This window comes from Rugosimonospora africana, from assembly GCF_016862975.1.
GTDB lineage: Bacteria > Actinomycetota > Actinomycetes > Mycobacteriales > Micromonosporaceae > Rugosimonospora > Rugosimonospora africana.
This window is the reverse complement of sequence record NZ_BONZ01000036.1, coordinates 43,474-56,097: the sequence shown is the minus strand read 5'-3', so window position 1 is coordinate 56,097 and position 12,624 is coordinate 43,474. Positions and strand designations below refer to the sequence as shown.

The 12,624-nt window shown below is 72.9% G+C and carries 12 protein-coding genes and 1 pseudogene; 6 read left to right on the top strand and 7 right to left on the bottom strand.

Annotated features, from left to right (window positions below):
• Positions 1-276 precede the first annotated feature (276 nt).
• Complete coding sequence (locus tag Raf01_RS19010; RefSeq protein ID WP_203919267.1) at positions 277-1,884, top strand: carboxylesterase/lipase family protein; 1,608 nt, start codon at positions 277-279, stop codon at positions 1,882-1,884.
• A 67-nt stretch (positions 1,885-1,951) separates the two neighbouring features.
• Here the strand turns inward: Raf01_RS19010 and Raf01_RS19005 are convergent, their stop codons facing one another.
• The 6 genes and pseudogenes from Raf01_RS19005 to Raf01_RS18980 all read right to left on the bottom strand — a co-directional run bounded on the left by Raf01_RS19005 (position 1,952) and on the right by Raf01_RS18980 (position 7,855).
• Entirely contained in the window at positions 1,952-2,941 is a 990-nt protein-coding gene (locus Raf01_RS19005; RefSeq protein WP_203919266.1) for a YhjD/YihY/BrkB family envelope integrity protein, read from the bottom strand.
• 84 nt (positions 2,942-3,025) lie between these two features.
• Positions 3,026-3,343 carry an STAS domain-containing protein gene (locus tag Raf01_RS19000; protein ID WP_203919265.1) on the bottom strand — a complete coding sequence of 106 codons (318 nt, stop codon included), beginning with the start codon at positions 3,341-3,343 and terminating at the stop codon, positions 3,026-3,028.
• Positions 3,344-3,509: 166 nt separating this feature from the next.
• Positions 3,510-4,139: a hypothetical protein gene (locus Raf01_RS18995; RefSeq protein ID WP_239133732.1), complete on the bottom strand. Its 630-nt coding sequence runs from the start codon at positions 4,137-4,139 to the stop codon at positions 3,510-3,512.
• Between the two features lie 340 nt (positions 4,140-4,479).
• Positions 4,480-6,510: pseudogene (locus tag Raf01_RS18990) on the bottom strand (amylo-alpha-1,6-glucosidase); the annotation flags it as partial.
• Positions 6,507-6,914 (bottom strand): PDDEXK family nuclease, encoded by a 408-nt coding sequence (locus tag Raf01_RS18985; RefSeq protein ID WP_203919263.1) that lies wholly within the window; start codon positions 6,912-6,914, stop codon positions 6,507-6,509. The gene Raf01_RS18985 and the pseudogene Raf01_RS18990, both read right to left, overlap by 4 nt.
• A 101-nt stretch (positions 6,915-7,015) precedes the next feature.
• Positions 7,016-7,855 (bottom strand): hypothetical protein, encoded by an 840-nt coding sequence (locus tag Raf01_RS18980; RefSeq protein ID WP_203919262.1) that lies wholly within the window; start codon positions 7,853-7,855, stop codon positions 7,016-7,018.
• Between the two features lie 133 nt (positions 7,856-7,988).
• Between Raf01_RS18980 and Raf01_RS18975 the strand changes: the two genes are divergently transcribed.
• The gene (locus Raf01_RS18975; protein ID WP_373319538.1) at positions 7,989-8,399 is read left to right on the top strand and encodes an NUDIX hydrolase; all 411 of its coding nucleotides are present in this window, start codon (positions 7,989-7,991) and stop codon (positions 8,397-8,399) included.
• Between the two features lie 52 nt (positions 8,400-8,451).
• The gene (locus Raf01_RS18970; protein WP_203919260.1) at positions 8,452-8,775 is read left to right on the top strand and encodes a nuclear transport factor 2 family protein; all 324 of its coding nucleotides are present in this window, start codon (positions 8,452-8,454) and stop codon (positions 8,773-8,775) included.
• A 95-nt stretch (positions 8,776-8,870) separates the two neighbouring features.
• Here the strand turns inward: Raf01_RS18970 and Raf01_RS18965 are convergent, their stop codons facing one another.
• The gene (locus Raf01_RS18965) at positions 8,871-10,487 is read right to left on the bottom strand and encodes a bifunctional NAD(P)/FAD-dependent oxidoreductase/class I SAM-dependent methyltransferase (protein ID WP_203919259.1); all 1,617 of its coding nucleotides are present in this window, start codon (positions 10,485-10,487) and stop codon (positions 8,871-8,873) included.
• Between the two features lie 166 nt (positions 10,488-10,653).
• On the opposite strand from Raf01_RS18965, the gene Raf01_RS18960 reads away from it, so the two are divergent.
• From Raf01_RS18960 to Raf01_RS18950, 3 genes are all read left to right on the top strand, one after another.
• Entirely contained in the window at positions 10,654-11,238 is a 585-nt protein-coding gene (locus Raf01_RS18960; RefSeq protein WP_203919258.1) for a helix-turn-helix domain-containing protein, read from the top strand.
• An 86-nt stretch (positions 11,239-11,324) separates the two neighbouring features.
• Positions 11,325-11,813 (top strand): MarR family winged helix-turn-helix transcriptional regulator, encoded by a 489-nt coding sequence (locus tag Raf01_RS18955; RefSeq protein ID WP_203919257.1) that lies wholly within the window; start codon positions 11,325-11,327, stop codon positions 11,811-11,813.
• Between the two features lie 104 nt (positions 11,814-11,917).
• Positions 11,918-12,535, top strand: coding sequence for a hypothetical protein (locus Raf01_RS18950; protein WP_203919256.1), 618 nt, complete (start codon positions 11,918-11,920; stop codon positions 12,533-12,535).
• Positions 12,536-12,624: the final 89 nt, after the last annotated feature.

Genomic DNA, 12,624 nt, shown 5'->3' with positions numbered 1-12,624 from the left:
CTGCGAGCCCCGCCTGCGAAGTTCCCCGGCCGCTTGACCGCGGCGCCTCCTTCCTCGGCACCGCTGGCGGCCGAACGACGGATCGACGCCTGGCCTCCGCCTCGGCTCGACAAGACCGACAGGGCAGGGCCTGTGCCGGGCCGCCGCGGCGCCCCCGGCACAGAAACGCCGACTGTCCCCACCCCGATTCGGGGGTCTAAGCCCCGTGTTTTCCGGCCCCGCCGCTTCCATGATCGATGGCATCGCAAGAGAGAGCTGTCGAGGAAGGACGCGGCGATGAAGCATCGAATCGCACGAGGGGTGGCGCTCGGCCTCGCCATCGTGGTCGCAACGGCCGGTGGCGCGGCGGCGGCGACCACGACGAGCGGCCCGGCGGGTGCCACCGATCCGGTCGTGCGCACCGACGCGGGGGCGGTGCGCGGAACCGTCGGGACGAGCCACCGCACGTTCCAGGGGATCCCGTACGCCGCGCCGCCCGTCGGCCAGCTGCGTTGGGCCGCGCCCCAACCGCCGGCCGCGTGGTCCGGCGTCCGGGACGCCACCCAACCGGGCAACGACTGCCCGCAGACCGACGGCTTCCTCGGTGACCCGGCCAGCGACACCGAGGACTGCCTGTACCTGAACGTGACCACGCCCAGCCACACCGACGGCCGCAAGCTGCCGGTGGTCTTCTTCGTGCACGGCGGCGGCTTCTACTCCGGCTCGGCCCGCCTCTACCGAGCCGACCCGATGGTCGACCGCGGCGACGTCGTGGTGGTGACCGCCAACTACCGGCTCGGCGTGTTCGGCTTCCTGGCCGACCCGGCCCTCGGCGGCGACCAGTCCGGCAACTACGGGCTGCAGGACCAGCAGGCGGCGCTGCGCTGGGTCCAGCGCAACATCGCGGCGTTCGGCGGCGACCCCCGCGACGTCACTCTGGTTGGCGAGTCGGCCGGCAGCGTGAGCACCTGTTCGCAGCTGGCCGCCCCGTCCTCCGCCGGCCTGTTCCGGCGCGCCGTGATGCAGAGCGGCCCGTGCTCGGTGACCACCGAGTGGCCGTACCAGGACGGTGGCAACTGGTACCCGCGCCCCCGCGCGGTCGCGGAGCAGGAGGGCGCGGCACTGGCGCAACGGGTCGGCTGCACCGACCCCGGCACCGAGGCGGCCTGCCTGCGCAAGGTGTCCCCGGCGACGCTGCTCGAGGCGTCGGCCGGCGGCCAGGGCTACGGGCCGGTGTACGGCGGCGGGTTCCTGCCGATCGGGCCGGCACAGGCGATCGCGACCGGCCAGTTCACCCGGGTGCCGGTCGTCGTCGGCACCACTCGCGATGAGCACCGGATGTTCGTCGGGGCCATCGAGCTGATGAGCCAGCACGTGGCGACCGCGGACGACTACCGTACCGAGGTCGAGTCGGTGCTCGGCACCGCCGCGGGACAGCGGGTACTGGCCGAATACCCGCTCGCCGACTACTCCTCCCCGAGCGAGGCGCTGGCGACCGTGTGGACCGACCGCGCCTGGGCCTGCCCGGCGATGTCCACCGACCGGGCGTTCGCCCAGTACGTGCCGACCTACGCGTACGAGTTCGCCGACGAGCAGGCACCGTGGACGCTCGGCGGGGCGCCGAGCTTCCCCACCGGCGCCTTCCACGCCAGTGAGCTGCAGTTCCTCTTCGACGACGAGCAGTTCCCCGGCCCGGCGACGGCGGCGGAGAAGCGGCTGTCCAACCAGATGGTCGACTACTGGACCACGTTCGCGCACTCCAGCGACCCGAACGGCCCGGGCACCCCGGAGTGGAGCCGGTACCACGGCTCGACGATGGTGCAGTCACTGTCGCCGGACGGGATCCGGCCGGTGGACCTGAGCAGCGAGCACCGGTGCGGCTTCTGGGCGACGATCGACGGCTGACGCCGCGACCTCGGGCGGGGGTACGGATCCATCAGGGTCCGTACCCCCGCCGCGTGCTGTGCTCCGGTCAATTGCCGATCGTGGGCTCCTCCGGCACCACCGGATCGGAGAAGTCCACCTCGACCCGCTGCTCGCTGGCCGGTCGCCGCCGGGTCGCCTCCGCGTACGCGCGGTACGCCCGCTTGTCCCCGCCGGTCAGCGGCGGCTGGACCAGGCTGCGCGGCCAGAGCCGGTGTGCGCGCACCACGTCCACCTCGACCGCGTAGAGCGTCAGCTGTCCCTGCAGGTGCAGCCAGGTCATCAGGCCGAGGACGACGCCGAAGGTGCCGTACAGCTCCTGGGCGTGGCGCACCTGGTGGGCGAGCAGGAACGTACCGGCGACGAGCAGGACCTGCCAGATCACCGCCGAGGCGACCGCCGACCGGGCCATGTCGCGCAGCCGCACCTCCCGGGCGGTGGCCAGCCGGAACCCGAGCAGGAACACACCGACGTTGATGAGTGTGGACGCCGCGTACGCGAGGACCCGCGCCGCGGCGCCGAGGATGCTGCCGGTACCGCCGATGCCGGACAGCAGCCCGGTGGACAGCACCGCGAACGCCGCGACGGCGAGGAGCGCGAAGCTGCGTCCGGCCGCGGCGGGGAAGCCGGGACGCTGGGCGTACGGCACGTTCCACACCGCGTTCAGTGCCGCCTGGGCCGCGCCGGCCACCCCGCGGGCGCCCCACAGGCTGATGGCCAGCGAGATGACGATGACGTACCAGTGCCCCTGCAGCCCGGTCGTGCGCAGCTGGTCACGGATGACCGGGAAGTCCACGACCGCGGAGTCGAGCAGCTCGCGCCGCAGCCCGGAGCGGCTGTCCAGGATGTAGCCGACGATCGTGCTGAACGTCAGCAGGAGCGGGAAGATGGCGGCGAAAGCGTAGTAGGCGAGCAGCGCGGCGAGGTTACCCGCCGAATCCTCGCCGAACTTCCGTGCGGCGGCCACCGGCAGAGCCAGCCACGCCCGCCGCTGCTGTGCCAGGTCCACCGGGCGGAGTACCCGGTCCACGCCACTCATGGGCATATCTATACCCATCGAGGCGGCGGCGCACGCCCCGCGCGGCCGTACCGCGGCGCCGCGCGACCGCGCGGGACGTTCGGATCACCGTTGCTGGCCGGCGAGCGCCTCCATCACCCCGGTCACGCTCAACACCCGGGCGGCGAACGGGCTGACGCCGATCAGCTGCATGCGCACCCCCACCTCCGCACAGATGCGTTGGGCCACCACGAGGGTGCCGATGCCGGTGGAGTCGATGAAGGACAGCCCGCGCAGGTCGAGCCCGACCGCCCGGGTCTTGCCGCCGTTGAGGAGCGAAGTGAAGGTCTCTCGCAGCCGAGCGGCGCCGGACATGTCCAGCTCACCGTTCACGACCACCGTGACCTCGCTGGTATTGGCTGAGTTCACGTCGATCTGCAGCACGAAGGGTCTCTTCCGTCCGTTTGCGCTCATTTGCCCGGCTAGCGTACTCCGGCCCGCCGGCCGCCCCGCAACCGGTCCCCGGCCGCGCCCCGCAAACGGTCCCCGTCCGCGACACGAAACCGGCTCAGGCCGGGCCGGGCGCGAGACCGGTCCAGCGGGGACCGGCTCAGCGGACCGGCCGGAGCAGGACCTCGCTGCCCAGCGGCGTGAATCCGCCCGACAGGAACGCGCGCAGGGACCGGGCGTTGCCCGGCGCGACGGCCGCGAACACCGGCTCACCCTCCGGCACCAGGCCCAGGGCGTCGGCGAGCAGGCTGCTGCCCCAGCCGCGTCCCTGCCCCTCGGGTACCGCCTCGATGCCCAACTCCCGGCGACCGGCCAGGCCCTCGGCGAGGGTGACGACGCCGCGCCGGTCGCCGTAGGCCCGCACCTGCCGGCGCACCCGCGCGGCGTGCCGGACCCGGGGATGGTCCGCCGCGCCGACCAGCTCCGGTATGCCCCCGCCGCCCCGCCCGCGGGCCACCAGGGTGACGTCGTGGGCGTCCATCCAGCCGTCGTCCCCGGCCAGCCACTGCAGGAAAGCCGGCGCCATGGCGCCACCGAACCCGTCCGGGTTCCGCGCACGCACCGCGTCCTCGGCCAGCGCGGTGGCGACGAACGCGTGACCGGTGAACGCCACCACGCACTCCAGCCCCCCGGCCAGCCGCGGCAGGATCGTGCACCGCCCGTCGACCGCCGGGAAGCGGCCGTCGGCCGCCAGCAGCAACGTGGTGAGGAGCGGGTGCGGGTCGGCCACCGGGCCAGGGTACCGGGCAGAGCCGGGCGGACCCCCCACACGCCGCGGTCGGCCGACAACCGCTCACGCCGGGTGCGGGTACGGCCGTGGGCCGCCCGGACACGGTCAAGCCGATCGCGGCGATGTTCGCGCTGACGCCGGTGCGGTAACCGGCGGACGCTTCGCGCTGCCGGGCGCCGGTGCACGGCGCCTGGCACATCGCGCCTGGCACATCGCGCCTGGCACACCGCGTCTGGAGCACAGCGCCGCCCCGGCCCGCCGGTCAGCCTCTGCCGGAACCGGCCGTCCGGCCGGTCGGCGGCTTGCTCGGCGAGGGGCGCAACGCCTCGCGCGATCCCCCGTCGTCGCGGCGCTCGGCGAACGCGTCGGCCGTCCCCCACCGGCCGGCGATGTCGAGCAGCTCGAGGTGGTTGATGCCGTCCGGCAGCGCGGGGCTGACGACGAGGTTGTCGCCGGAGACGTCGAGGCCGAGCATGGTGCGCAGGAAGAGCAGCGGCGCCCCGGCCGACCACGCCTGCGGGCTGCACGCGGTGGGGTACTGGACGGGAAATCTGGTGAGGCTGCGCTCGTAGCCGGCGAATGCCTCGGGCAGGCGGTGGTTGAAGAACTGAGCCGCGTCGAGGATCTGCGCGGCCACCAGTGCCGCCTCGGCCTTGTACCCGTACCGCCGCATGCCCCAGGCGATGATGGAGTTGTCGTACGGCCACACGGTGCCGACGTGGTAGCCGATCGGGTTGTACCGCGACTCGTCCGTGCCGAGCGTGCGGATTCCCCAGCCGGAAAATAGCTTCGGCCCCATCAGGTGCTCGACGACCCGCTGCGCCCGGTGCTCGCCGATGATGCCGCTCCACAGCAGGTGCCCGATGTTGGAGGACAGCGCGTCGACCTGGCTGCCGTCGGCGTCCAGCGCCAGCGCGTAGTACTCCCGGTCGGCGATCCAGAAGTCGCGCTCGAAGCGCTCCCGGAGTTCGGCCGCTTCGCGTTCGAGCCGGTCGGCGTAGCCCGGGTCGTGCCAGATCTCGCGTGCCAGCCGTGCCCCGCGCAGCTTGGCGTCGTACGCGTAGCCCTGCAGTTCGCAGGTGGCCCGCGGGAACCCGGGCAGGCGGCCGTCCCGGTAGGAGATGGCGTCCCAGGAGTCCTTCCAGCACTGGTTCTCCAGACCGCTGACCTCGTTGCGCCGCCGGTACGAGATGTAGCCGGTACCGGTGAGGTCGCCGTACCGGTCGATCCACTCCAGCGCCGCCCGTGCCTCGTACTCGAGTTCGCGTACCAGGGCGGAGTCGCCGGTCCACCTCTCGTACTCGTCGAGCAGCACGACCCACAGCGGTGTCGCGTCCGCCGTACCGTAGTAGGGCCCGTGCGGCCGGTCCCGGAACGCGGTCGACTCGCCATAGCGGACCTCGTGCGCGATCCGGCCGGGCTCCTCCTCACGGCGGTCCTCGACGCGGAAACCCTGCCAGTCGGCGAGCACGTGCAGCGTGGTCTGCGCCAGCTCCGAGTCGAACGGCAACGCCTGCAGGCTGGTGAAGATGCTGTCCCTGCCGAACGTCGTCATGAACCACGGCAGGCCGGCCGCCGGCATGGTCCGCTTCTTGGCGACCTCCGGCGCGAACCGCAACGCGGCCAGATCCACGATGCTGCGGTGGTAGATGTCGCGCAGCGGCTGCCAGTCGCACTTGAGCAGCGGCGCCTTGTTCAGCAACGTGTCCAGGTCGCGGTCCAGAGCCTCGTGACCCTTGCGCCATCGGGGCAGCGCGTTGCCCCGGGTGGGGAGGTAGATGGCGGCCACGACGACCAGGCGGGTGCTCCACTCGCTGTGCGCCTCGACCCGCGCCATGAACGTCAGGCCCCGGCTGTCGTACTCGGCCGGCACGTCCGCGGTCACCGTCGTCGCGCGGTGGAAGGTCTCGCGCTGGTACCCGAAGACGAGCCGGTCGTCCTCCACCCGCACGTAGTGCGTGCCCTTCTTGCCCAGCGCGTCCTTCACCTCGAAGATGTCCGCGAAGTCGCTGCCGGCGTCGACGCGGAATGTCAGTTGCGCCGGTTCGTCGCCGTGGTTGAGCACGATCAGCTGTTCGTCGAAGCCGTGCCGCATGCTGCGGTGGCGGACCACCGATAGCGTGCTGTCGACGTACACGGCCTCGTCCCCGGGTACCAGAAAGAACCGCGCCTCGAAGTACTGGACGTCGTCGACCGACAGCGCGTGCAGCTTCTGTCCGTTGACCTTCAGTACCCAGGTGGAGAGGAACCGGGTGTCGTAGCCGAACAGGCCGGCCGGCTCCGTCGGTGAGGCTTGGATGTCTCCGGCCGTGTCGCTGACCACGAAGACGCTTCCGTCGAGAATCGTCACCGGCCCGATCGCCTGGGTCATGCCGGCTCCCCGGAGCTTGGCACGTCTGTCGTGTGGACCAGCGGACCCCGCCGGATGCGCGTCTCCGGCGATCCGGCGAACAGCCGGGAGAGCAGGCTGAACCGTTGACTCTCATCGATCAGCGTGAAGCTGATCGACCCTCGCATCAGCGATTCGAGCGCGCTCACCTCGCCGCTGACGAGCTGGTTGAAGGCGGTCCGCTCGGCACGCAGCACCCAGCCGATGTTCGGCTCGTCCGCAGTCAACGAGGCGCACCCGTCCCTGACCGTCACGACCCACTGCCGGGTATGGTCCCCGTCGCAGATCTCGACGCGCCCCGTCGTGGACAGCCTGTCCAGCAACGGGTCGTGGCCACGCTGGCTCAGTTCGTTGAAGAACGCGTCGATGAGATCGTCCCCGGCCAACCGGCCACCGCCCTCCGTTCACCCGGCCACGGCATAGAGACGGTGCCCGGCCACGGCGTAGAGACCGCTGCCCTACCCGGGTCCGCTGGTGGCAAACGTGCTCACGAGGCTCTGCGGTGCGCTCCCACGTGCCGCTGGCTGCGCAGCAACCGCAGCGCGGCCAGGCCGGTGCCCAGGATGAGGACGGTCGCGATCAGCGCCAGGCTGTACCGGGCCGCCCGGTCCGCGCCCAGCGGGGCCACCGGCCCGATGTACGGCTGATTCGCCAGAGGCGGCGGCCCGGACGGGCTTGCCGGCACGGCGTCGCCGACGTACGCCGTCGGTGGGACGGCGGCCGCGACGGTCCCGGCCACACTCGTCCGGCTGTGCGGCCGCCGGGCCGGCCGGGACGGCCCGGGCGCCGGACCGGAGGTGTGGGCCGGAGCACGGGGGGTGGCGGTCACCGGCGCCGGCTGGGGCTGCGGTGGTCGCGACGGTGGCACGGTGGGGGTACGCGTCGGTGAATGCTCTGGCGGGGCGCTCGGCGGGGCGGTCGACGGGCTGCCGGTACCCGGCGCCTCGACGGCGGTGACGGCGACGGTCAGCGCGGCGGCCACCGAGACGAGCGGCGCGGGACAGGCCGGGCTCAGCTGTACCGTCGTGGTCTCCTCCGCCGCCAGCGTCAACCGGAAGCTGTGCTCCGGACGGACGGTGCGCATCCGGCGGCCGTTCACCACCAGGGTCGCGTTCGCCCCGAGGTGATTGACCACCCGGAGTCGCGATCCGGCGGTCATACTCAGGTTCGGAGTTTCCGGTTGGGACGTGGCGCCGATGCCCAGCAGGCCGCATCCGCCGGTGAAGTCGACCGACGGCTCCGCCGCCTGGGCGGCCCCGGACAGGAGCACGCAGGTGCCGGCCACGCACGCGGCAAGTGCACCGGCGGCCATCAACTGGACCCTCACCGCGTCAACCCCGCGCGCATAGCTGACTACCCTAAGCGAATATTCCTCTGCTTGGAAGGCGGCCTAATGGCTGACGGGGTCCCGACACCCGGCCCACCCCGGATCACAGGTACGGCGTGGAAGGATGGCGCGGGTGGCCAGCTACGAAGTCGCAATCGTCCTGCTTGAGGACGCTTCGGGCGCGATACTCATGCAACTGCGCGACGAGTACGCGCCCACCTCGCCCAACCGCTGGAGCCTTCCCGGCGGTCAGGTCGAGCCGGGCGAGACACCCGAGCAGGCGGCCCGCCGCGAACTGCTGGAGGAGACCGGCCTGACCGCCGGCCAGCTGCACCCGCTGTGGAGCGGTGCCCGCCCGTCCGAGCCGGGTTTCCCGCACCGGGTCACGATCCACGCCTTCCGCGGCACCACCGACGCCCGGCAGGAGGACGTGGTACTCGGCGAGGGCAAGGCGATGGTGTTCGTTCCCCGCGATCAGGTGTTCGACCGCGACCTCGCGTTGTCCGCCGCGGTGGTGCTGCCGCTGCACCTCGGGGCATCCTGACCTCGGGGGCATCCTGACCCGCCCGGGTCGCGGCCCCCGTACTGTACAGACCATGATCGCCGCACTGCCCACACCGGTACAGGCACTCATCGACGCAGCCAACCGGGGCGACACCGAGGGGTTCCTCGACGGCTTCACCGAGCACGGCACGGTCGACGACTGGGGCCGCGAGTTCCGCGGCCGGTCGGCGATCCGGGGCTGGAGCGACCGCGAGTTCATCGGGGTACGGGTGTCGCTCGAGATCACCGGCGTGACCGGCAGTGGCGCCGAGTACACGGCCACCGCCCAGGTCGGCGGCGACGGCTTCAACGGGCCGAGCCACTTCACCTTCGAGGTGGACGGGGCGCTGGTGTCCCGGATGACCATCCGGGCCTGAGCCGGGGCCCGGCCGGAGCCCGGAGCCGGGGCCTGACCCGGAGCGCGCCGAGGCCGCGGTGTCCGGGTGCTCGCGCACCCGGACACCGGGACCGTTCAACTCACCGGGTCCACCTCGGCGGCGCGTGACCCCACCCGGCGACGGGCGACGAGTACCGCGTCGTAGATGGTGGTCTCACGCCCCTCGGGGTCGGTCGTGGCGCGCGGCCGCGACTCCGAGGTCACCACGTCCCACGCCGCCGGGTCGAGCGCCGCCGCGACCTGCCCCGCGGTGAACATCAGGTCCGGGAAGTGCATCCGGTGCGCCGACGTCCGCAGGTCGTGCGGGTGGTGCCCGACGATCAGCAGGGTGCCGCCGGGAGCGACCGCCGCGGCCAGGCGGCCGAACAACGTCTCGCGCGCCTCGCCCGGCGGGTGCATGAACTGCGACGACACCAGGTCGTACGCCCCCTCGTCCAGGGGCGCCTCGAACAGGTCGGCGTGCGTCCACTCGATGCGGTCGGCGACCCGCGGTCCGGCCGCGGCGGCGTGGGCCGCGGCACGCTTGAGCGCGACGGTCGAGATGTCCAGCGCGGTGACCTGCCAGCCGTGCTCGGCGAGCCAGACCGCGTCGGCCCCCTCGCCGCAGCCGACGTCCAGGGCGCGCCCCGGAGCCAGGCCGGCCGCCTCGGCGACGAGTTGCGGGTTCGGGTTGCCGCTCCACACTGCCGGTCGTTCGCTGTACCGCTGCTCCCAGGCGTCCGCCTGGAACACCTCGCGTACCCGCTCCCGGTACGCCGCCACACTGTCCCGGGTCTCCTCCGCGATCAGGTCGGCGTTGATGGCCGCACCGGCGGTCAGCCCGGCCGCGGCCGCCATGATCACCTGAGCCCGGACGTTGGCGACGTTGCCGGCCACCCAGACGCCGGGAACCGCGGTCGCCCCGGTCGGGTCGGCCGGTACCTGCCTGCCGATCACCTGCCCGGCCACCTCCACGTCGACCGGCGCCAGCCCGAGCGACTCCAGCAGCGCGGACCGGGCGGTCAGTCCCGCCTCGACAACCAGCGCGTCGAGGGCGACGACCTCGCCCGAGTCCAGCCGTACCCCAGTCAGCGCGTCCCCGCTCACCTCCAGCCCGACGACCGCGCCCTCCACCACAGCGATGCCCCGCGCCGCCATCCGCTGGGCCTCGGCGGGTTCCAGCGCTGGAGTGTCGTGCAGCAGCAGCGTCGTGTCCTCGCTCCAGTGCCGCCACAGGTTCGCCTGCTCCACCGACAGCGGCCCGCGGGCCAGCACTCCGATGCGCCGGTCGCGCACCTCCCACCCGTGGCAGTACGGGCAGTGCAGCACGTCGCGCCCCCACCGGTCGGCCAGCCCCGGCACGTCCGGCAACTCGTCGACGAGCCCGGTCGTCACCAGCAGCCGCCGCGCCCGTACGGTCCGCCCGCCGTCGGTCGTCACCAGGAAACCGCCGCCGTCCGGTACCGCGCCCTCGACCCGGCCGGTGAGCAACTCACCGCCGTACCGGCCGACCTCCTCGCGTCCGGTCGCCACCAGGTCGGCCGGTGGCGTGCCCTCCCGGCCCAGGTAGTTGTGCACGTGCCCGGCGGGCCGGTTGCGTTGCCGCCCGTCGTCCACCACCAGGACCGAGCGCCGCGCTCTGGTCAGGGCCAGCGCTCCGGCCAGGCCGGCCGCTCCCCCGCCGACCACCACCACGTCGTATCTCTCGTCCACCCCTCGAATCCCTTCCCGTTGCCGGTCACACCGGCGACGCCCGCCGGCCGCACCGGTGATGCGGCCGTCCGCGCCGCCGATGCCGGGTTGACGCGAGACGGCGGATGTCGCCGGTCACGCCAACGATCCGGTGCGGATGGCCGAAGTGACAAGTATTGTTGCTGGAATGGCAAACGATGAGGCGGCCGTCCTGGAATCGGTGGGCCCGCGCCTGCGCGCCCTGCGCAAGCAGCGGGGCACCACGCTGACCCAGCTCTCCGACGCGACCGGCATCTCGGTCAGCACCCTGTCGCGGCTGGAGTCCGGCGGTCGCAAGCCCACCCTGGAGTTGCTGCTGCCGCTGGCCCGGGCGCACCAGGTGCCCCTCGACGAGCTGGTCGGCGCGCCGGCCACCGGGGACCCGCGGGTCCGGGCACAGCCGATCGTCCGGCACGGCGTGACGTTCCTGCCACTGACCCGCCGGCCCGGCGGCCTGCAGGCGTTCAAGCAGATCCTCCCGCCCGGCACCCCCAGCGGCCGGCACCACCAGCAGAGCCACGAGGGGTACGAGTGGCTGTATGTCCTGTCCGGCCGGCTGCGGCTGCTGCTGGGCGACAACGACCTCATCCTGTCCCCGGGAGAGGTCGCCGAGTTCGACACGCATGTCCCGCACTGCATCGCCAACCCCGGCCCGGGCCCGGCCGAGGTCCTGTCGCTGTTCGGGCCGCAGGGCGAACGCCTGCACGTCCGCGCCCGCCCCACCACCCGGTGAGGCCGCGAACCGCGACCCTCATCGGGCGACCCCCGGTACCCGTGCTGCGACGCGGGCCGGTGCACGGCGGCCACTACAGTAGCGACATGTCAGGAGCGTCCGGAGAGTCCTCAACCGGCCCGGCAGACGACCCGGAGCGGGTCGTCGCCGCCCGCGACGTGGAGCGTGGCGTCAGCGACCTGTACCGCAAGGCGCGATCCCGGGCCCGGGGCCTGCACCGGGACATCCACCCCGCGCTGACGCCGCTGGGCTTCGCCGTCCTCCGGCTCATCCTCGACGAGGAGCCGATGCGGGGCGCCGCGATCGCGAGCACGCTCGGCCTCGACAAGGCCATCGTCAGCCGGCAGACCGCCATCCTGCGCGACATCGGCCTGGTGGAGGCACTGCCCGACCCGGAGGACGGGCGCGCGACGTTGTTCGTCTCGAGCGACGCCGCCAAGAAGGCGTTCGAGGCGTTCCGCGCCCAGGCGCAGGACGAGTATCGCGACATCCTCCAGTCCTGGACGACCGAGGACATCGTCACCTTCGGCCGCCTTCTGGGACAGTTCAACCGCGCGATAGCGAACTGGTTCTGATCCCCCACCGGCGCCCGGGCCCGGCATCCGGCCCGAAAAGCTGAGGCGATCGATCTTCCCCGTCGGTCACGCTGGTGCGGACAGTCGACGACGAGGCAGGTGTGGTGAGTCAGACTCCGTCCGAGACCGACTCCGTCGGCCACCCCGAGGTGCCGTTCGCGCCGGCCCCGCAGCCACCACCCCGGCCCAAGTGGCACTCGGCGCCGTGGTGGGCCGGGATCGGCGGCGTCGCGGCGGTCATCGCGACGCTGATCGGACTGGCCGCCTGGTGGTTCCCGCACGGCGCGAACGGTCCCGGCGGCAGCGGGACGCCCACCATCTCCATCACCTCGGTCGGCGTCAAGCCAACTCCCTCGGGCGGTCTGGAGTTCACCTTCACCGGTGTCACCAGCAACCTGCCCGACAACGCCTGGGTGTTCGTGGTCGCGCGGTCACCGGGCGGCGCGTCGCCCGGCATCGTCAACGGGGCCGGCGACGAGTCGCTGCCCTGGCTGGTGTCCCCGATGGCGCGGACCCGGGCCGACGGGCGCTGGTCGGTCGTCTGGGACCTGTCGAAGGAGCAGGCGACGGGCACCTGGACTGCGGTGATCTTCGACAGCTCCTGTCCGCACGGCACGTGCGCCGGCAACCCGTACTTCATCCTCGGCCAGCGGGGGCCCAGCGCCGACGGCGTCGTCTCGACGGGTCAGTCGGATCAGACGGCTCCGGCTCCGTCCTCCTGAGCTGACCGGCGCCCGGCGGCACCATGCCCGCACAGACGCCGGCGGGTCCGGCCGCGTACCCGTCGCGGCGCCGCCCCCGACCGGCCGTA